19 protein-coding genes are annotated in these 21,304 nt (G+C 39.7%); 10 read left to right on the top strand and 9 right to left on the bottom strand.

Translation table 11 applies throughout. The annotated features are described in order from the left end of the window. Nucleotides 1-347: 347 nt before the first annotated feature. A complete protein-coding gene (locus tag RCC89_16670) occupies nt 348-1,292 on the bottom strand; it encodes a GNAT family N-acetyltransferase (protein ID WMJ74790.1) in 945 nt (314 codons plus the stop codon). 3 nt (nt 1,293-1,295) lie between these two features. Beyond that, entirely contained in the window at nt 1,296-1,682 is a 387-nt protein-coding gene (locus RCC89_16675) for an FdtA/QdtA family cupin domain-containing protein (GenBank protein WMJ74791.1), read from the bottom strand. Nucleotides 1,683-1,881: 199 nt separating this feature from the next. Between RCC89_16675 and RCC89_16680 the strand changes: the two genes are divergently transcribed. From RCC89_16680 to RCC89_16700, 5 genes are all read left to right on the top strand, one after another. Continuing rightward, entirely contained in the window at nt 1,882-2,757 is an 876-nt protein-coding gene (locus tag RCC89_16680; GenBank protein WMJ74792.1) for a hypothetical protein, read from the top strand. Between the two features lie 22 nt (nt 2,758-2,779). Beyond that, nucleotides 2,780-3,913: a tetratricopeptide repeat protein gene (locus tag RCC89_16685; GenBank protein ID WMJ74793.1), complete on the top strand. Its 1,134-nt coding sequence runs from the start codon at nt 2,780-2,782 to the stop codon at nt 3,911-3,913. Beyond that, the gene (locus RCC89_16690; protein WMJ74794.1) at nt 3,906-4,508 is read left to right on the top strand and encodes a YigZ family protein; all 603 of its coding nucleotides are present in this window, start codon (nt 3,906-3,908) and stop codon (nt 4,506-4,508) included. Before RCC89_16685 ends, RCC89_16690 begins: the two co-directional genes overlap by 8 nt. 183 nt (nt 4,509-4,691) lie before the next feature. Beyond that, nucleotides 4,692-5,561 (top strand): carbon-nitrogen hydrolase, encoded by an 870-nt coding sequence (locus RCC89_16695; GenBank protein WMJ74795.1) that lies wholly within the window; start codon nt 4,692-4,694, stop codon nt 5,559-5,561. 10 nt (nt 5,562-5,571) lie between these two features. Further along, nucleotides 5,572-6,621: an agmatine deiminase family protein gene (locus RCC89_16700; protein WMJ74796.1), complete on the top strand. Its 1,050-nt coding sequence runs from the start codon at nt 5,572-5,574 to the stop codon at nt 6,619-6,621. Between the two features lie 74 nt (nt 6,622-6,695). On the opposite strand, the gene RCC89_16705 is transcribed toward RCC89_16700, so the two are convergent. Both RCC89_16705 and RCC89_16710 read right to left on the bottom strand, forming a co-directional pair. Then, entirely contained in the window at nt 6,696-7,199 is a 504-nt protein-coding gene (locus RCC89_16705) for a hypothetical protein (protein ID WMJ74797.1), read from the bottom strand. Nucleotides 7,200-7,223: 24 nt separating this feature from the next. Continuing rightward, nucleotides 7,224-8,285: an AI-2E family transporter gene (locus RCC89_16710; protein WMJ74798.1), complete on the bottom strand. Its 1,062-nt coding sequence runs from the start codon at nt 8,283-8,285 to the stop codon at nt 7,224-7,226. 243 nt (nt 8,286-8,528) lie between these two features. Between RCC89_16710 and RCC89_16715 the strand changes: the two genes are divergently transcribed. Then, nucleotides 8,529-9,356 (top strand): deoxyribonuclease IV, encoded by an 828-nt coding sequence (locus RCC89_16715; GenBank protein ID WMJ74799.1) that lies wholly within the window; start codon nt 8,529-8,531, stop codon nt 9,354-9,356. A gap of 95 nt (nt 9,357-9,451) precedes the next feature. On the opposite strand, the gene RCC89_16720 is transcribed toward RCC89_16715, so the two are convergent. From RCC89_16720 to RCC89_16735, 4 genes are all read right to left on the bottom strand, one after another. Next, nucleotides 9,452-11,854 (bottom strand): endonuclease MutS2, encoded by a 2,403-nt coding sequence (locus RCC89_16720; protein WMJ74800.1) that lies wholly within the window; start codon nt 11,852-11,854, stop codon nt 9,452-9,454. 6 nt (nt 11,855-11,860) lie between these two features. Beyond that, complete coding sequence (locus tag RCC89_16725; protein ID WMJ74801.1) at nt 11,861-12,211, bottom strand: DUF4296 domain-containing protein; 351 nt, start codon at nt 12,209-12,211, stop codon at nt 11,861-11,863. A gap of 105 nt (nt 12,212-12,316) precedes the next feature. Continuing rightward, nucleotides 12,317-12,964 carry a LysE family translocator gene (locus tag RCC89_16730; GenBank protein WMJ74802.1) on the bottom strand — a complete coding sequence of 216 codons (648 nt, stop codon included), beginning with the start codon at nt 12,962-12,964 and terminating at the stop codon, nt 12,317-12,319. 3 nt (nt 12,965-12,967) lie between these two features. Then, nucleotides 12,968-14,518, bottom strand: coding sequence for a GH3 auxin-responsive promoter family protein (locus RCC89_16735; GenBank protein ID WMJ74803.1), 1,551 nt, complete (start codon nt 14,516-14,518; stop codon nt 12,968-12,970). A gap of 122 nt (nt 14,519-14,640) precedes the next feature. Here RCC89_16735 and RCC89_16740 point away from each other — a divergent pair, with 122 nt between their 5' ends. Both RCC89_16740 and RCC89_16745 read left to right on the top strand, forming a co-directional pair. Further along, nucleotides 14,641-15,318, top strand: a complete 678-nt coding sequence (locus tag RCC89_16740; GenBank protein WMJ74804.1) for a YggS family pyridoxal phosphate-dependent enzyme — start codon at nt 14,641-14,643, stop codon at nt 15,316-15,318. Nucleotides 15,319-15,336: 18 nt separating this feature from the next. Continuing rightward, nucleotides 15,337-15,714 (top strand): DUF423 domain-containing protein, encoded by a 378-nt coding sequence (locus tag RCC89_16745; protein WMJ74805.1) that lies wholly within the window; start codon nt 15,337-15,339, stop codon nt 15,712-15,714. A gap of 85 nt (nt 15,715-15,799) precedes the next feature. On the opposite strand, the gene RCC89_16750 is transcribed toward RCC89_16745, so the two are convergent. Beyond that, on the bottom strand, nt 15,800-18,187 hold the full coding sequence (locus RCC89_16750; GenBank protein ID WMJ74806.1) for a glycoside hydrolase family 31 protein: 2,388 nt from the start codon (nt 18,185-18,187) through the stop codon (nt 15,800-15,802). Nucleotides 18,188-18,534: 347 nt separating this feature from the next. Here RCC89_16750 and RCC89_16755 point away from each other — a divergent pair, with 347 nt between their 5' ends. Continuing rightward, nucleotides 18,535-19,833: a glycosyltransferase gene (locus tag RCC89_16755; GenBank protein WMJ74807.1), complete on the top strand. Its 1,299-nt coding sequence runs from the start codon at nt 18,535-18,537 to the stop codon at nt 19,831-19,833. A gap of 14 nt (nt 19,834-19,847) precedes the next feature. Next, entirely contained in the window at nt 19,848-21,128 is a 1,281-nt protein-coding gene (locus RCC89_16760) for a glycoside hydrolase family 57 protein (protein ID WMJ74808.1), read from the top strand. Nucleotides 21,129-21,304: the final 176 nt, after the last annotated feature.

A 21,304-nucleotide genomic window follows, 5' to 3' on the forward strand; every position in this document is an offset into this window, starting at 1 on the left:
TACCCATTTAAGGCCCTAGGAGGTAATAATTTTTTACTTGTATGATAATATCCTTTAAACTACCATTCCATAATGGGGGTATGTATCATTGTTAGACAATAAGGCGGCCATTGATGAAATTGCGTTAAGAACTTTATAACCATGAAGCGGCCAAAAAATTTGCTGTTTGAGCCCGACGCAAGGAGGGTGAGTTTCTAATTTTTTAGCGTAATGGTTATAAAGTTTAGCAAATTTCAGGGCCTTGACTTTTTTGCTTACTTTTTTTGTCTAAGAAAAAAAGTAAGGCCCTGCCGGCGAGGCAAAAAGTAATTAAGCGAGCCTTAGTAAGCTAATAATACACAAGACATCTAAATGGACAACCTTATATTTTTCTTAAATACTGGTTTTAAAGAAGGAATGCCCCCTGTTCGCTCTTTAAAGCGTATAAGCCCATGGTTTGGCGCCCCCTTTTCAGAGGCCATGCCATAATCCAATATTTCATAACCATGACAATGAGCGTAATTATAAAGCTCCTCCAATAGCATAATGGTTGGGCTATCTGACTTATAATCTGGGTCGGCAGCCATAAAAAAGTTATACAGAATACGGCTATTTACTCTTACACCCAAAGTTACAGCAATATATTTTTCCTTATTTTTCACATAAAAAAAAGTAAAGTCATCGGGAAACCGCTCCGGCAACCCCTTGAACTGTTCCAAAGAAAGTGTCAACGGATATCCTTTGTGTTTCCTAGCCCTGGAAATAACATCATAAACAGCTTCTAAGTCCTGTATTTGGCCGTAGTTGGAGGTATACCCTTTTTCCCTGCATTTTTTCAGCTCTTGCCGCTGGTTAAGAACAATTCTTTGCATAAAGCTTCTTGCATCGGGACAAATATGGAAATTCAGCTCATTAAACTCCAGACTATACCCACAAGCTGTAAATAAATAGTGCAACATTTGACTGTTCTCAGGCGCATAGCAAGTGGGATAAGAAACAACAGTGACAGATTTCAGCTGTTTCTGATAGGCAAGTTTATCCACTTCTTTTAAAAGCATTTCAAGATAATGAAAAGGCACACCTGAAAGGAACTCTAAAGAGCCAAAGGGTGCTCTCAATGGGCTAAAAGCGTTGTTTCCTTTCAAAAACATGGTAAAACGAGCTTCTGACAACTCGGTTTTGATATTGACTAAATCAAAAGTGTACCTTTCTGCCCCAGGCTGAGAGCAAAGGTGTTTTTCTGTATTAAACAGAAACGCCTCTCCAGCAAAAGGGTGTTCAGCGGCAGTATGCGTGATTACTTTATACTTCAAAAGCTATAAGAAAAAATGTTCTGGAGTCCTTATATAATTATCTTCTGCATAAAGTACTGAAGATATACATAGCAATATTGCATCCTTAGCCATATGAAATTCAATCCAGTGCATTTCAGGGAGCAACAACCCTTGGTCGGCGTTCGCAAGTACAAAGTGCGATGTATTACGGTCGGGTGTAGAAAGAGCGATACGCACCTCCCCCTTCAAAGCCACAATCACCTGCTCTCCCCTCCTATGTGCATGGTTCCCCCTTTGACCAGTGGCGTCATAAATCCAAAATACCCGTTGTATCTCAAAAGGCACTTGTTCACCTATTTGGGCAACAGAAATAAATCCTGTGTCATCGCTACCTATTTTTGGAATATCAATTAGCCGTGGTTTTGTCATTCGTGATTACCGTTCAGCAGCCGCCAAAGAAATAAACTGTTCCCCCGGTAAGACAATACTGCTTTCTTAATTACAAAGATAAATTTATATCCAACAATTCCTGAAACACAAACTTTTTTTGCATTTTCGCAGATGGATCATTTTAAACCTGCGACCTGTTAGCTTCCCCCAAGCAAACCGTAAGAACTTTGAATATTGCATGCTAAACCTAATCCTGACAATAGTTTTAACCTCTACGCTTTTCATTGTATTTAAAGTTTTTCACTTGTGGAGAATCAATACATTTGTAGCCATTGTCATTAACTATTTTGTTTGCGTTGTCACAGGAAGCATATACACAGCTACCTCCCCTATTGCAGTCATAGAGCAGGCCCAGCCATGGCTTTTGCCAGCTTGCATCACAGGGGCAGTATTTGTTATCACTTTTTACCTGATGGCCCTTACGGTAGAAAAAGTAAATATGACTGTAGCAAGTGTAGCCAATAAGGTTTCCTTGATTATTCCAGTAGCAGGCAGCCTTATATTTTTCGAAACACAAGCCGTTGACTATAACATCTTTAACTACATTGGCATAGCTACAGGAATCGTAGCTATTGTACTAACATCCATTAGAGAAAGCAACGATTTGCTCCCTAAGCAAGAACAAAGGCTTTCTTTTATTTTACCAATAGTTGTATTTCTATTGGGGGGCGGTATTGATTTTTATATCAATTACATCAATTACAGCTACATGACACCTGAATCTCAGCCTTATTTCCCCATGGCCACTTTTCTTGCAGCGGCATTGACCGGCGTCGTATTGATAAGCTTTCGCTTCAAAAAAGTAACATTTGCCATGAAAGACGTGGCAGGAGGTATTATGCTTGGCATTCCCAACTATTTTACCATTTACTTTTTGTTACAAGCACTCTCAGACTTCAATAATGACGGGACAATATTTTTCCCTGTGTTAAACATCGGAATTATTTTGGTGACAACTCTTTCAGCTTTCGTGTTTTTTCGTGAAAGATTGACCAAAACAAACATTTATGGAATTTTTATGTCTATTATGGCATTAATATTGATATTTTTATAACCGCAATGGCGTTACTTTCAATATGAAACTAGCTTCTCTTATCACCTTATTGTTTCTCAGTGGCATTTTAAATCATTGGGTTCAAGCCCAAACTATTATAAATGACAAAGAAATCTGCTTAAAAATCAATGCAGGCCTGGACAAAGTGTACAACCTGAAGTTTGATGAGGCAGAGGCTATATTCAAACAAGTCAAAGATAAATATCCTTCGCACCCGGCCTACTACTTTTTAAAAGCAAACACCGAGTATTGGAGAATAATGGCAGAAAACAGCTTTAAAGAACGGTCAAACAACTACTATGAAAAACTAAAGGAAGCGCTTCACTATTCCCAAAAGCTATACAATACGAATAAAAAAGACCCGGAAGCTATCTTTTTTCAGCTTGCTACCCATAGTGCCTTGTCTTATTACCACAACCTTAATGAGGACTATTTCAAAACCATGAACGAAGCAAGAAAAGCATATGCCTATATGAAAGAAGGGTTTGGCCTAAAAGAGCAATTTGCAGAGTTCTACTTTACTACGGGTCTATATAATTACTATGTAGTGCGATACCCAGAATCAAGACCGGCCGTCAAACCTTTTATGGTTTTCTTTACTTCTGGAGATATTGAAAAAGGGCTTCAACAATTACTGCATGCCAGCAAAGAGGGGATATTTACACGTATAGAAGCCCTTCAGTACCTTACAGGTATGAATCTGAAATATGAGAACAAACCCGAAGTAGCTTTAATGTATGGCCAGAAACTAGTAGACCAATATCCTGACAACCCTTTCTTTGTTACAAGATATACAGAAGCCTTGGTCATGTCAGGACATTATGAAAAAGCAGAAAAAAACAGTTTTCAGCTACGAAAGTTAGAGAACAAATATTTCGATATGGCTGGATGCATCTTTTTAGGAATGATCCATGAGAAGCATCACAAAAATATGAGCAAAGCAGAGTCCTATTACCTTCAGGCACTCAAAGTTTCTAAACAGGTAAACAATCCAACCACCGACTATAAAAGCTTTGCTTATGCTGGCCTCGGAAGGGTTTACCATAACACAGGAAATAAGAGCAAAGCTATTGATTATTATAAAAAAGCATTAAATTCAGCCCAATACCTTTCAATTAAACAAGAAGCAGAAGAATACCTGAAACAGCATGACTGACGAAGATAGATTTCTGACCATAGAAGGAGTTTCCGAGGGCTTATATAAAGAAAAAGGCAGCAAGTTCATATCCTTTGCCTTTCCGGCACATAGCGAGGAAGATGCCAAAGAGATAATAAACGAAAAGCGTAAAGAGTTTTATGATGCGCGGCATGTGTGTTTTGCGTGGATTTTTGGAAAAAACGGAGAACGTATACGTGCCAACGACGATGGCGAACCCAACCACTCAGCAGGCGACCCTATTCTAAACCAGATCCGCTCCCATAACCTTACCAATGTACTTGTAATTGTTGTCCGGTACTTTGGAGGCACTAAGCTAGGTGTCAGTGGATTGATCACAGCCTATAAAACGGCAGCCGCCGAAGCGCTGAACAAAGCAACTATAGTGGAGAAATACGAAATGGATACCATACAATTTTCCTACAGTTATGAAAACACAAGCGAAGTAATGCGTACCGTAAACGAGCTGGCAGGGGAAATAACAGATCAAGAGTTTGATGCTGAGTGTAGAATGAAGTTAGCAGTGGCAAAGTCTAAAAAAAAAGAGGCTGTGGCCAAACTGGAAATGGTAGATTCCGTGACTTTCGTTTCTTAAAAAGATACCCTTAGATGTTCAGACAGAGATTAGCTATTTTAATTTTTCCCCAATCGTCCTAAAAAGGTAAAGCTTTTTCGTATAATCCAGGTTAAAGCCTTTGCATACGAACTGCTTTTCCCTAATTTTGGTTGCAAAAATGTAAAAATTAGTAATTTCGCAGCATTAAAACATTTGCCCGAATTGAAAGAAAAAAAAGTAAATATCGGACTGGTACAGTTGTCTTGCGTAAAAGACCCTGAGGTCAACTTCGCCAAAACTGTCGAAAAAGTCAGAGAGGCGGCTGCCAAAGGCGCCAACATTATTTGTTTACAGGAACTTTTCCGCTCCCTGTACTTCTGCGATGTGGAAGACTATGAAAACTTTAAGCTCGCAGAGCAAATTCCCGGCCCTTCTACAGACCGGCTTTCTGCATTGGCCAAAGAACTAAATGTCGTAATTATCGCCTCTCTTTTCGAGAAAAGAGCTGAAGGCTTATACCATAATACAACAGCAGTACTGGATGCTGACGGTTCCTATCTGGGCAAATACAGGAAAATGCACATTCCTGACGATCCTGGGTATTACGAAAAATTCTACTTTACCCCAGGAGATACCGGTTATAGGATATTTGAAACTAAATTTGCAAAAATAGGTGTACTCATCTGTTGGGACCAGTGGTATCCTGAAGCATCTAGAATCACCGCATTGATGGGTGCAGAAATCTTATTTTACCCTACCGCCATTGGTTGGGCAGACGCTCAAGACAAAGACGTCAATGAGGAACAGTACAATGCCTGGCAGACGATTCAGCGGAGCCATGCAGTAGCCAACGGGCTTCATGTAGTCTCTGTAAACCGCACAGGAAAAGAAGGGGACATGAATTTCTGGGGCGGCTCGTTTGTGGCCAATCCCTTTGGGAGGTTACTCTACAAAGCTCCTCATGACAAAGAGGAAGTACATGTACAGGAAATTGACCTCAGCAAAACGGACAACTACAGGACACACTGGCCTTTTCTTCGCGACAGAAGAATTGATTCTTATGATGTAATTTGTAAACGTTTTATTGACTAACACAAAGAAATTGAAAAACTTACCTAAAGAACTGGGCTATTATTTTCCAGCAGAATGGGCACCACACACTGCCACTTGGCTGAGCTGGCCTCATAAAGAAGATTCTTGGCCTGGGAAAATAGCATCCATATATCCTGTCTACAGTAAATTTATCAAAGCATTGACCGCAGGTGAAATGGTGCACATCAATGTAGGCGACGATTTGATGAAAGCTAAAGCCATTAAGCACTTGCAAGATGAAGGTGTAGACCTGGAAAAGGTAAAGTTTTTTATGTTTCCTACCAATGACGCTTGGTGTCGGGACCATGGCCCTGCTTTTCTTGTAAAACCAGGTGCCGAAGTTCCCAAGGTTATTGTTGACTGGGGGTACAATGCTTGGGGCGAAAAGTACCCACCTTATGATCTGGATGATGTGATTCCTACAAAAATTGCCATCCACTATAATATACCAGTATTTCATCCAGGTATTGTCATGGAAGGTGGCTCTGTGGACTTTAATGGCAAAGGTACGGTCTTGACAACCAAAGCGTGCTTATTAAACCCTAACAGAAATCCTACTCTAAACCAATATCAAATTGAAGGTTTCCTTCGAAACTACTATGGTGTAGAGCACATACTCTGGTTAGGAGAAGGTATAGAAGGAGATGACACCGACGGACATGTGGATGACATAACCCGGTTTGTAAACGAAGACACTGTGGTAACGGTCGTGGAAGAAAATAAAGCATCAAACAATTATGCCCCTCTCCAGGAAAACCTTAAAGAGCTGCATAAAATGCGCCTTCAAGACGGTAAACAGATGAATATTATTGAGCTACCAATGCCTTCGAAACCTGTCATTTATGAAGATCAGGTCCTGCCTGCTTCTTATGCCAATTTTTATATTGGGAACGCAGCCGTAGTAGTGCCTGTTTTCAACGACAAAAATGACGAAAAGGCATTAGAAATACTTGCTCAATGCTTCCCTTCCAGAAAAGTAGTGGGCTTGGATTCTACAGACCTAATCTGGGGACTTGGTAGCTTTCACTGCCTGAGCCAGCAAGAACCTCAAGCCTTATAGGGACTTTAAACCTGAAAATTTTCTATTACGAGGATACACAGACTTGAAAAGACAAGGTTTTCTGCCCTTGCCTTTTACTTTTCTTCAGCCTCGGCTTCGGTTCTCACTATTCCTTTAACAGATAACTGCTTTAGCACTTGTGCCAATTCTTCAGTCTTTGTTGAGCTAAAAAATATCTTGTTCCCATCTTTAAGGACTAGCTGCAACCCTTTACAGCCTTTTGTGTTAGAACCGAAAGGTACTTTGATTTCAGAGCTTCCGTCGTAATGCTTTAAGCAAACGCAAGCTACCTCCTCCCAATAATAGACGTGATACCTCCGTTGGAAAGGTATGATCCTAAAAAAAAGTCCTGTTTCATCCATTCTGACCTTCATACTGATCAGAAACATCATAAGAAGTAAAGTAAAAGGCATCAAAGACACCACCACCAAGGCTGTATCTGAAAGTGGCTGCGCCCCAAAAGGTATATCATTTACAACCTGTTGATAAACTCCGGCCAATACCACTCCCAGTAAAACCAGCAGCATGGAAAGTACCAGCTTATTGATAAAATACTTTCTTTCCTCAAACAAGATCATACAAAAACAGAATTTAAAACCTCACTAAACCTCCGTAACCATCAAATTCTTTTTACCCCCTCCCTGAAGGTAATCCTTGATATATAGCTCATCGATTAAGACTTTGAACACTACCACTATAGGAGTGGCCAAAATGATACCTAATAAACCAGTGATTATCCCAAAAAAAACAATAGACATAAGCGTCATTACCGGAGAGATCGAAACAGTTTTTTTATAAATCAAAGGAACAAAAATATAGCTCTCTATAGATTGAACTACAAAAAATAAGAGCGCCACATACAGTGCATGTGCGGGACTTACCAAAAAAGCGATGAGCATTGCCGGAATGGCCGAGATAATAGGCCCAATATTAGGGATAAAATCTAACAGGAAAGCAATAAACGCCAGCCCTATAGCCATAGGAACACCCATAATAGCCAATCCGATGCCTGATAAAATACCTACCACTGCCATGGTAAAAAACTTACCCAATAACCATAAGCTTAAAAATCTATAGCTTGTATGAATTACCTCATTTAACCTTTGCCGCTGCGATGGGGGAAAAAGAGAAACGATACCATCTCTATATAAATACGGGTCTGCTGCAAAGAAAATACCTATCACAAAAATAATAAGTATATCTGCTAACACCCCCAACGTAGATGACAATATACCAGCAGCTTCTGCAATCTGCTCTTGCTCTACGGCCAATTCATCAAATGCGCCACGTAACTGCTCTAGTACCTGCTGGCCAAATTCAAAGCCTCTAAGCCACCTTTCAACTTGAGCAATAGATTCAGGAACCGCATCACGGATAGCCTGAAATTGTTCGCCTACTGTTGGGGCTATAAGAATAATGGACAGAGTAATTAAACCTATTAAAAAGAGAATAACAAAAGCCAAGCTCAACCCTGTGGGCAGAAACTTAATTTTACGGCTAAGCCAAGAAGCAATTGCCCTTAAAAAGACACCTAAAAGCATCCCTCCAAAAAGTAACAAAAAAAATGTCCTAGCATAGATAAGTATCAATGTAGCGGAAACAACCAAAACAATAATAGAAGTTGCCACCAAAACCTTACGCGCAAAAGTGTCTTTTCCTGCCATAAAATAGCTTTTAAGAAAAACAGTCAGTGCTGGAAAATGTTATCCGTAGCAACAGAAGAGTAGCGTAAGAGGGAAAAAATAATAGGGTTACCCATTTAGAAATCTCAATATTTTATTAGCTTACTAAAGTACGCCTAGTTGCTTTTTGCCTCGCCAGTAGACTTTATCAGCAGGCTTTAACATTATTTCTTATTAATATTCAAGCGGTAAAAACTTTTCCTGCCTGAACTATTTTATTTTTATATGATGATCGGAGCACATTGCAGTATAAGTGGAGGCCTTGAAAAAGCTTGTGAAGAAGCCGAAAAGCTAAACATGGACTGTATCCAAATATTCACTAAAAACCAAAGGCAGTGGAGGGAAAGGGCGGTTACAAATGAAGAGGCTGATCGTTTTAGGAAAAGTATGCAAAAAGCTGGCATAAAAAAAGCTTTTTCGCACACCACTTACCTTATAAATCTAGCTGCGCAAGATGAAGAAATTCGCAAGAAATCCATTATTTCTCTAGCAGCAGAGCTGATCAGATGCGATGCTTTAGGTCTCAGTTATACCGTACTCCATCCTGGATCAAATAAATACGTTTCCGAAGAAGAGGCTATCCAAAAAATAGCTGAAGGTTTAAAAGTTGTCATTCAACATACCGCTGGCCTGAAGTCGATGGTATTGTTAGAAAACACAGCCGGTCAAGGGGCTTTTATAGGCAGAAGTTTTGCCCAAATAAAAAAGATAATGAACCTTGCCAACGAAGAACGATTAGGCATGTGCTTTGATACCTGCCATGCTTTTGCAGCGGGGTACGATATTAGGACATTTCAAGGATGCGAAGCTACTTTTAACGAAATAGAACAAACAGTAGGGTTGCGCAATCTAAAAGCTTTTCACCTCAACGACTCGAAAGGTGCATTGGGCAGCAACTTGGACAGGCATGAAAACATAGGCCAAGGGCAGATAGGCACAGAAGCCTTTAAGTATATCATGCAACACTTCCCCGACCACCCAAAAGTAATTGAAACCCCTAAAAAAGAGGAAATGGATGCAGTAAACCTGTCTCTATTACGCAAAATGGCTTAGTATCGAATCATGTATTAAACCTGAAATATGCATTAGAACTTTCTATTACATACTTCAGGTTTAATCAATTTTCGTTTCCGCTTTTTAACTCAAGATCAAGCCCTCATTTTCACCAAAGTAACTCCGGCTCCGCCGCGGTCAGCATGTTCATCATCTATAGACACTACTTGAGGATAGGTTCTTAAACGCTCCCTTATCAGTGTGCGCAAAATGCCATCCCCTTTTCCGTGAACAATCCTAAGGTCTTTAGCTCCGAACATAATGGCACTGTCCAACAAACCATCCACTTCTGCGAGTGCTTCTTCGCCCCTTCTGCCTCTTACATCAATATCGGGAGTAAAAGCCATCATTTTTTTATTCAAACCGCTTAAGGTAGCACTGCTTTCCTTTTTCTCTGCATGGTGTTCACGATATTTCTTACGGCTGATCTTTTCTAAGCGCTGAACTTTGACATTAGATTTGAGTTCACCTATAGCCAGTTCAGCATTTTTACCTTTGAGCGCCGTAACCTTTCCCACAGCACCGCTTTCTTTTACCCGCACATAGTCACCTTCAGCTATTTCGCCCTCCTCTACTTCATAATCTGGAGCATTATACTCCTGCTCAACTTCCGTTTTTAAGGACTTATCAGAATACTGTCGCAGGTTGTCCCGCAATTTCTTCGTGGTTTCTTTCTCAGCCTTAGACTCTTTGATGTTCCGTATGGTTTCTTCAATACGTCTATTGGCATCCTTCAGCAACTCTTTGGCCTCTGCCTTAGCTTTGTTGATGTACTCCTTTTTGTTTTTATCAAGATCTTCCTTCAAAGAAGTATATTCTTTGAGATCCTTTTCCAGCTTCCTCTCCTTCTCTCTAATCCTCCTGCTGGTTTCCACAAGCTTATGCTTTTCCTTTTCCATGTCACGGATCATCCTGTCAAAATCCACCTGAGATTTTCCGGCTTTCTCCCGAGCCACAGCAATCACTTGGTGCGGCAAACCAGTTTTTTGGGCAATCTCCAAGGCATAAGAACTGCCTGGCCGCCCTATTTCCAGTTCATATAAAGGTTCCAGTCTTTTCAAGTCATAGCGCATCGAACCATTCACAAAACCTGGCAATGTACCAGCAAGAAGTTTCAGGTTTGTATAATGGGTAGTAATTACGCCCCAAACACCAAGCTGATTTAACTGCTCAAGAATTGCTTCTGCTATAGCCCCACCCATTTGCGGTTCTGTACCTGTTCCAAACTCATCTATAAGCACCAAGCTTTTCTTTGCTCCCATTTTCAAGAAAAATTTCATATTGCTCAAATGGGAACTGTAGGTGCTTAAATCATTTTCAATAGATTGCTCATCACCAATATCAATAAAGATATCTTGAAAAATACCCATTTCCGAAGATTCGTCCATAGGAACCGGCAAGCCACATTGTAGCATATACTGCAATAAGCCGACAGTTTTCAAACTTACTGATTTACCACCGGCATTAGGCCCCGATATCACCAATATCCGTTCGTCAGCATTTAAGTCAAAGTTAAGCGGAACAATCTTGCGCCCCTGGGCATGCAAGGCCAGTTCCAGCAAAGGATGCCTGGCATTGTTCCACTTCATCATAGGGTTTTTATGCACAGAAGGAACTACAGCACTTAGTTCTATTGACAATAAAGCTTTGGCCCTTATAAAATCAATAACGCCAATAAAAAAAGCAGCTTTTCGCAATTGAGGCAGATAAGGTCTCACGCTATCTGAAAGAGCAATCAATAACCTGATAACCTCTCTCCTTTCGCGATATTCCAAACTTTTGATGTTATTATTGATTTCAAGAACCTCTGCAGGCTCAATAAACACAGTTTGTCCAGAAGCCGACTCGTCATGGATAAACCCTTTCACCTTCCGTTTATACTCAGCAGCAACAGGAATAACCATACGGCCATTTCGAATGGTGGCAGATACATCTTCTGCCGAATAGCCCTCTTTTTTAATGAGCCGCAACATACGGTCAGTTTCCTTCCTAATCCGGGATTTTTCAGACAAAAGCTCTCTCCTGACCTGAAGTAATTCTGGCGAGGCGTTGTCCCTAACTTCGCCCCTATCATCTAGCACCTGCGCAATTTGCTTAGCAACAACCCTGTCCACAAATACATCTTTGGCCAAATTTTTTAAGTGGGGGTACTCCTCCTCTTCAGAATAATCTAAAAACTTGTGTATAGCATCAAGCGTTTTAAGCAAGCTGAGTATGTCTAGGAACTGCTGTCCTTCCGGGAAAGTCCCTTCTGGGCGTATTTTTTCCAAACAAGGATATATATCCAAAAAGCCAGACACTGGAAAACTTATGTCTTGCTTCAGGATAGTCAGAAACTCAGCAGTCTGCCTCAGCAATACCTGCAAATACTTATGATCACCCGAGAACTTTATTTTAGATACAAACGCCCGTCCTGGTTTACTTAAACAATAGGTCTCCAAGCGCTGCCTTATCTGATCAAATCCGAGTTTTTGTTCAACCGAATCAGGAAATAACATATAGTCTTAATCTTTTACCTTTACTTTTCCCTTGCCCTCTCTTAAGCTAAGGCTATCAACCAATCTGGCATAAATACCATCCAGCAATTTGACATTTCTTAAATAGAACCCGTAACTTTCCTCATATTGCTTACGGCTAATGTCGTGTTTTTTGAAAACATCTTGCTCCAATCTTCTATAGATAGCTTTTGCTGAATCATTAGGGAAGTTCTGTGTTTTGACCAAAGCCTCCTTAGTGTGAATATCCAGTAAGATGTCAACCATTTGGTCTTCGGTCAAGATATTCTCACCAGGTTTTTCAGGGCTTGCACATGCCGCAAGAAGCGCAGTAATTAAAATAAAAAAAGCTTTTTTCATTGTAAGCACAATTTCTTTGTAGACTTTCTTCTAAACATTAATAAAGAGAATAAGGTGCAAAGAGTTCGAACAAAGCACCATTAAACTTGGTATTCATAAAATAGGTTAGAAAAGGGGGCCATGCTCATGAAAGGTTCCTGCAAACGAGTCATAGATCAATTTTAACCCAAAAAGAAACAAAGCAGCACCAAGCCCCTTGTTCAGAAATTTAAGAAAGCCTGTGGTAAAGTACTTTTTGATCTTGTTTGCAATATAAGATTTGAGGATATCCATAGTTAACACCGTAATAACCGCTGCCGTAAAGAAAGAAAGGATTTGAACGTGATTATCCTCATACTGAACAGAAATAAAACTAACTACACCTACCCAGAAAAACAATACAGAAGGGTTAAAGATATTGAGTACAAAACCTTTAAGTATAAAGCTGGATTTTCGGGCATTTTCCTCAATAGTAGTTACAGGCAGTACCTCCTCAACTGGTTTAAAAAAATAGTAAAGTCCAAAAACACTCATAAAGATCCCTCCGAATATGCCAATAAGTTTCTGAAAAAACTCATTGTCTAAAAATCCAGCTATTCCGAAGTAGGTAATAAGGATAAAACTCACATCACTAACAGCCACGCCAATGGCAAAATATACACCAAATTTAAAACCTTTATTAATACTGGTTTGCAAAAGCCCGAAAAATACCGGGCCGAGCATAATGGTCAGCAGAAAGCCAAATCCTACACCGGAGATCAAAGAGTTAATCATCCTTTACTTTAAATTATTATTTTTCAGATACTCTTCCCACTCCTCAAACTGTCCTTTTTTCATAACCCTTGGGAATTTATTCTGCCCACCTTCTTTGCCTTTCATTTTCATAAAATTATAAAAAGCAGATACAGGAAGCACATCAACAAAGATTTCTTTCAATGCAGCCGACCTTTCTACTTTATAATCATCATTAAGCATTTTAAGCTTATTGTCAAGCAATTCCTGAACACGTGCAGCCTCGATCTTGTCATCGGTTGCAATATACCACTTATGAGCGAAAAGACTGTCATAAGGAATGCCAGCAACCGTAAATTCTCTAATATTAATATTCAATTCATCAGCCACAAGCTGTATGGCCTTGTTCATATTGTCCACAGAAAGATGCTCCCCACATAAGCTAAGGAAGTGTTTAGTCCGTCCGGTAATAATAATTTCCGCTTCTTTCACATTGGTAAACCTGATTACATCGCCGATCAAATAACGCCAAGCACCAGCACATGTGTTCAACAAAATAGCATAATCCTTACCTTCTTCCACCTGATCTATCATTAAAGTCTCAGGATTATCTACCAAATCTCCATCAGGGCCAAAGTTACTGCTGGTAAATGGAACAAACTCAAAAAATATTCCATTATTTAAAATCAACTTCATAGACTTGCTCCCTGGTTTTACCTGAAAAGCAATAAAACCTTCAGAAGCCAGGTAAGTCTCAATATATATAAGAGGTTTTCCTAAAAGCTTCTCAAACCCTTTTTTATAAGGCTCGAACGATACCCCTCCATGCACAAATACTTTAAGGTTTGGCCATACCTGATGAATGTTGTCGACTTTATAATAGTCAATGATTTTTTCCATAAGTATCTGAAGCCATGCAGGAACACCAACAATAAACCCGATATCCCATTTTTTTGCATTGACAGTAATCTCGTCAAGCTTTTTGTCCCATTCGCGATGCTGAGATATTTTTTTGCCTGGCTTATAAAAATGCTGAAACCAAAAAGGTATTTTACTCGCTTGTATCCCACTCAAATCCCCCTCAAAGTAGTGGCCGTTTTTATTGAGGTGGGTACTTCCGCCAAGCATCAAAATACCCTTCTCAAACAACTCAGGAGGCAAATCATAATTAGAAAGAGACAAAATCTGCCTTATACTGGTCCGCTTGATGGTCTTATTCATATCATCAGTAAGCGGAATATATTTACTGGCAGACTCTGATGTTCCTGAACTCAAAGCAAAGTACTTTACCAATCCCGGCCAGCACACATCCTTTTCACCTTCTTTTGCCTTTTGCCACCACTCGTTATAAATCTTGTTATAATTGTAAACAGGAACCAGCGAACGGTATTTTTCATAAAAAGCTGCTTTATTTTTGTCACCAAACACCGGGATGATTTCCTTAAAGCCATACTTTTTCCCTATCTGAGTATTTCTTGCTTTTTTTAAAAGTTTCAGAAGCTCGTTTTTCTGCAATTCTTCAGAAGGCTTGGTTTCCTGCTCTATAACCTTTGATAACTTTATCCCTTTCTTAAGTAGAGAACCTAATAATGGCATATATGTATACTTTTTTGAAATATTCCTTTTATTATTGTATATATCTTAAATAACTAAAGTTTAAGAAGGTTTCCAAATTGCACAATTTTACCAAAAATCACAAAAAAAGGCGGACCTAGGACATGAATATACAGCAGAACATAGATGTATTACAGCAGAAATTAAGCCCATATAGCTGTAAACTTATCGCCGTAAGCAAAACTTATCCAGCCGAAACTGTCATGGCAGCCTACGTGGCGGGACAAAGGGCTTTTGGAGAAAACAAAGTGCAGGAAATGACCAGCAAATATGAAGAACTTCCCAAAGATATTGAATGGCACCAGATCGGGCACTTACAAAGAAACAAAGTTAAATACATTGCTCCTTTTGTAAGCTTGATCCATTCGGTGGATTCTTTGAAGCTCCTTAAAGAAATAAACAAAGAAGCTAAAAAAAACGACCGCGTCATCGATTGCCTTTTTCAAATGCATATTGCCAAAGAAGAGTCAAAGTTCGGTTTATCGGAAGAGGAAGTACTTGAAATCCTAAATTCACAAGAATTTCAGGAAATGAAACATATCCGCATAACTGGCCTAATGGGCATGGCAACCAATACTGATAACGAACAAGTTATTCGTGGTGAATTCAGTATGCTGAAAAAGCTTTTTGATACATTAAAAACTGATTATAAGAATTTGCTACCTGCCTTTCAGGAACTATCTATGGGAATGAGCAGTGACTATAAAATAGCTGCAGAAGAAGGTAGCACCATGGTGAGAATAGGTAGTGCTATATTTGGGAAAAGAGTATATCAAAACTAAACAAACGGACTTTAAACTATGCAGAAAATCTTTTTAATAGCAGCCAGTATCTCTGGTGCCCTTGCGGTAATGATAGGTGCTTTTGGCGCACATGCTTTACGTGCCACTCTAGAAGCGGCAGGAAGAACAGAGACTTTTGAAACAGCAGTAAAATACCAGTTTTACCACTCACTGGCATTACTTGCTGCGGGAATCATTTGCAGTTTCTACCAAAGTCGCCTTTTAGATTATGCAGGTTACTGCTTTATTGGCGGTATCTTGATATTTTGCGGATCGCTTTACATACTTATTCTTTCCGGTGTTACTAAATGGGGCGCAGTGACACCTATTGGAGGTTTGCTGTTTATAGCGGGTTGGATCCTGATGTGCATCTCCTTTTTCAAAATGCAAGGGTAAGAAAAAAATGCCTTCCGATGGTTTATCCACGAAAGGCATTTTTTTCAGATGGCTTAGCAGGTTATGTTATGTACAGGCATAACACCTAAGCCGTAAGAATAAGTTTCTGAAAGTTCTTATTTATTTTAACGGTCACTAAACTTTCCTCTACATCAAACTCCACACCTTCTCCATCACACTCAATTGCCGATGGTTCAAAAGGAAGGCCGTGAAAAACAACTTCATAATGCTGATATCTAGGTTCAAATGTCCCATTGGTCCCTTGTAGCACAGAAAATGATCCCTCAGCGCCACTGGTTTTAAAAGATTTGATTACACATTCCCCCTTCTCGTATCCATAACCATCACCATCATCCTCATACAAAGTACTTTTATGGCTCTTGTTGGTATAGTAAACATGCAGTGTCAGTGCTTCAAGTTCGAATTCACCAACATATTGCATAACAGGGTAGTGAGGAATGACAGCGCCAGCTTTAATATAAATAGGCACTTTATCGATTGGAGCTTCAGCCCAAACTTCCGTACCTCCGTTGACCAACTCATCAGTCCAATAGTAAAACCACTTCCCTGCTGGCAGGTACAACCATCTTCCATCGGCTTTTTCTTGGTATACAGGACAGGCAAGCAGATTGTCGCCTAAAGCAAATTCATCCTGACGGAAGTGGGTTTCTGTATCCTGCTGATCGGTAAACACAATAGGCCGCAACATAGGCGTACCATATTTGTGGTATTGCCAAAAAGTCGTATAAACATAAGGCAACAACTGATACCTTAGACCAATAAATTTCTTTGCTAATTTTTCATACTCCGGCCCATAAGACCACGGTTCCTGGTCGCCATGGTCACCCGATGAGTGCGTACGGAAAAACGGGTGGAATACCCCTAATTGTAGCCACCGTATGTACATTTCCCCAGAAGGAGTCTCTATGAAACCACCTATATCAGAGCCACAAAACGAAATACCAGAAACACTCAACCGTTGACACTGAACATTGGCAAGCCACAAATGCTCCCACGTAGCAACATTGTCCCCTGTCCATACAGAAGAATAACGTTGAACACCAGCATATCCCGACCTGGTAATAACAAAAGGACGGTCAGGGTTCATATACTTTTTCACCCCTTCATAAGTAGCTCTGGCCATTTGCATGCCATAAACATTGTGTGCTTTCCTATGGCTACAAGGATTCCCGTCATAATCATGCCTAACATCGTATGGGAAAGTTTCAATCTCAAAAACCGCCGGTTCGTTCATATCATTCCATACCCCCTTTACACCGGTTTCCATTAAACCTTTAAACAAATCAGCCCACCACTGTCGCACTTCAGGGTTGGTAAAATCAGGAAAATTGCATTCGCCCGGCCATACAGAACCTTTCATCAGTGGGCCATCCATACGTTTGCAAAAGTAATCTTTCTCCAATCCTTCCTTATAAACCCAGTAATCCTTATCTACCTTAATTCCAGGATCTATAATCACCACTGTTTTAAATCCACTTTTTGAAAGATCGGAAACCATACCTTTCGGATCAGGGAAGTACTCCTTGCTCCAGGTAAAGCACCTGAACCCTTCCATATAGTCTATGTCAAGGTAAATAGCATCGCAGGGAATCTCTTTTTCCCGAAACTGACGGCATATATCCCTTACCTGTTTTTCTGGGTAATAGCTCCACTTACACTGATGGTAGCCCAACGACCACAAAGGCGGCATTTCAGGGGTGCCAGTCATCAATGTATAAGTCTCTACCACTTCCAACAAACTGGGGCCATATATAAAATAGTAGTTCATTTCCCCGCCTTGGGCCCAATAGCTATATACATTTTTCCGCTCGTGCCCAAAATCAAAAAAGCTCCTAAAAGAATTATCAAAGAAAACCCCAGAACCTACCTTGTGATGGAGGCTGAGAAAAAACGGGATGTTTTTATAAAGCGGATCGGAGTGCTTCATATATCCGTAGGTATCTTTGCCCCAGAGTTCAAACCTGCTTCCCCGAAGGTCAAAATCAGAAGCTTTATCGCCTAAACCAAAGAAGTGCTCTCCACTCTGAACCTTCTTACTGGTCATCACAATATTTCCGCCGTATTTTTTATGCTCCTCCCAATGATAACCTTTTTCGTCCTCTTGAAGCACCCTGCCCTCTTTGTCGAGAATTTTGGTGGTAAGCCCCTTTTTAGTTATAATACACTCTAGAAAACTAGTGATGATAATAAAGTGATCCTCTTCTTCAACAAAGTCAAGAGACTTGACCTTGCCTTTATAGGTATAGGCACCAGAGTATGAAAAGTCATTTGGGAATCCATCTTCGGTAGCAAACCGAAATCTTAAAACTTTGTCAGAAACAACTGATACTTTCAGAACTGCTTTAGTACAATAGAAATAAAAATCATTGTCTTCCCTATCCCACTTTTGTACATAATCAGGAAATTGTTGAACTGTTACCTGATTATGGTTAATATTCATGTAATTCTCCATATACTCACAAAAAAACTATAAAAATTGCTTTTATCTTAATATAAAGCCTAAAATATTAATTTTTACCTCAAAGCTAAACCTCCTCTATCTTTTTTACACCAAACCCGGCAAAATGTTCATTTCATCCGTATAATATAAACAAACGTTAAAAAAAGGGGTTTGGGCGAATAGATGCCAATAATTGTACTTTTTCTAGAACATATTCCCTAAATTATCCTAAATTTATAAATAAAAATATTTCTTTAAACCATTCGCAGGGTTTACAGTTAAGGTAAGTACGAAATCAAGGCACCCTGCAGAGTGAATTGCTTTTAATAATTTTTTCCATTGCTCAAAAATTTCAGTTTATGAAAAGACCACGGATTTTAATGCTTGGCTGGGAATTTCCTCCTATAATAAATGGAGGTCTTGGAGTTGCCTGCCTAGGACTTTGCAAAGCCTTATCAAGGTATGCAGACTTAACCATGATCATTCCAAAATCCGACCCTTCCTTTATGGTTGAGAATGTGGAGCTGATAGGTCTCAACAATGTTGACATAGAAAACTTAAAGAAGGTTGAAACCGGCAGACATTATAAAGAATTCGCCCGTGAAGTAGAAACTATTGAGGCTGAAATACTTCCTTATGGAAGATCTATAAAACAAGGGGAAATAGAAAAAGAAACGTCTACTGACAAATATCAGGAATCCTACCATGAACGCTTTGACACTGAGTTTAATGTTTTTCAGTTTGGCGAACTTTATGGTGAAGATGTAGCTTGGAAAGTTTCTGAATATGCCAAATATGCTTTAAGACTATCTGCCGACAAAGACTTTGATATCATTCATTGCCATGACTGGATGACTTTTATAGCAGGCATGGAAATTAAACAAAGGACGGGAAAACCACTTGTGCTTCACATCCACTCATTAGAGTATGACCGCAGTGGCCCAGAAGCTCAAAATTGGATTTTTGACCTCGAAAAACAAGCCATGCAGTTTGCAGACAGTGTCATACCTGTAAGCTATTATACAGGCTCTATTGCTAAAAACCATTACGGCATAGACCCTAAAAAAATCCATCCGGTACACAATGGCGCAGACCCAGTACATGTGTACCATGACATCAAGGATTTTCCTGAAAAACTCATCCTTTTCCTAGGGAGGGTAACAGGACAAAAAGGCCCCCAATATTTTCTGGACATAGCATCTAAAGTAACAAGCCATGTGCCTAACGTCAGGTTTGTAATGGCAGGTACAGGCGACCGCTTACGAGGGCTCATTGAAACCGGTGCGTATAAACAAATAGGCAACAAGCTCCACTTCACTGGCTTTTTGGACAAAGAAAAAGTACACAAGCTACTGGCTATAGCTGATGTCTACTGCATGCCTTCTGTTTCAGAACCTTTTGGCCTATCGGCTCTAGAGGCTGCACAGTTTGGTGTTCCTTGTGTTATTTCTAAACAATCTGGGGTTTCTGAAGTTCTTAACGGAGCACTCAAAGCAGACTATTGGGACATCGACAGAATGTCTGCCCATATAATCTCTTTATTGCAAAACGATGCCCTTAGAAAAACTGTCATACAAGATGCATTTGAAGATTTGAACGAATGCAGTTGGGAAAATGCTGCCGAAAAAGTAAGTAATATTTATAACAACTTTATATAAACCTTAACTAACATATGTCATCTATTTGCTTATACTTCCAGGTACATCAACCTTACAGGCTAAAGCAGTATTCCTTCTTTAGCATTGGTAATGATCATCAGTATGAAGACGAAAACCTTAACAGGGAAATACTGAACAAGGTTGCTGACAAATGTTATATTCCTGCCAACAAAAAAATGTTGGAACTGATCAAAAGGCACGGTAAAAAATTCAAACTATCATTTTCCATCAGTGGGGTAGCTATAGAGCAGTTTGAAAAATACCGTCCAGATGTACTTGATTCTTTTAAAGAATTGGCAAATACTGGCTGTGTTGAGTTTTTGGCCGAAACTTATTACCACTCATTGTGCTATATGTACTCAAAAGATGAGTTTGTAAGGCAAGTAGATAAACATGGGGCAAAAATACAGCAGCATTTTAACCAGAAACCAAAAGTATTTAGAAATACCGAACTGATATACAACAATGAAATGGCCGACTTTGTACAGCGCATGGGCTACAAGGCCATTTTAGCAGAAGGCGTAGATCGGCTGCTGCATGGGAGAACTCCTAATATCCTTTACTCTCCACCAAACAACAAAAAGATCAAGTGCCTGTTGAAAAACCACAAACTGTCTGATGATGTAGCTTTCAGGTTTTCTGACACCAATTGGTCAGAGTATCCTTTAACAGCTCAAAAATACGCCGACTGGCTAAAAATAAATAGCTACCAAGCTGATACCATTAACTTGTTCATGGATTATGAAACCTTTGGCGAACACCAATGGGAAGGAACTGGCATATTCCGTTTTCTGGACCACTTACCAGAAGAAGTACTAAAAATGGAAGGCTTCAGCTTCAACACCCCTTCTGAAGTCGTTGACCTATACGATGCCAAAGGGTTGTATGACGCACACCACTATACATCATGGGCAGACACAGAAAGAGACCTTTCTGCATGGTTGAGCAACCCTATGCAGTCAGAAACCCTATCGAAGCTATATGCCCTTGAAGAAGATGTAAAAAGACTAAAAAACCCTCATATTTTGGAAAAATGGTCTAAACTCCAGATCTCGGATCATTTTTATTATATGTGCACAAAAAATTGGGGTGACGGAATGGTGCATAACTACTTTAGCCCATATAACTCACCTTATGATTCCTATATATACTTTATTAATGCACTTTCTGATTTTGAACTGGTGCTAAGAAAGGCCATTCAAAAGAAAAAGTCAGAACCCGTAAAGGTTTTTGTAAACAGAGGACCAGCAAGGCCAACAAGCGAGTTAAATGCAGAACTAGAAGAAGAAGTTTAGTAAATACAGGTGTCTTTTTGACTATAAGCAGGGACTAGGAAAAGTTCCTGCTTTTTTTTGTCCTAAATTATGCGAAGATTTCGTCATAAAGAGCAAAACAACAATAAATTAGTGTTTTAATACCGAAAAGCTTAGCGGCGCTATGGTTAATACATACATGTGAGCCGACTGATTTG

The sequence above is a fragment of the Cytophagaceae bacterium ABcell3 genome, assembly GCA_030913385.1.
Taxonomy (GTDB): domain Bacteria; phylum Bacteroidota; class Bacteroidia; order Cytophagales; family Cytophagaceae; genus ABcell3.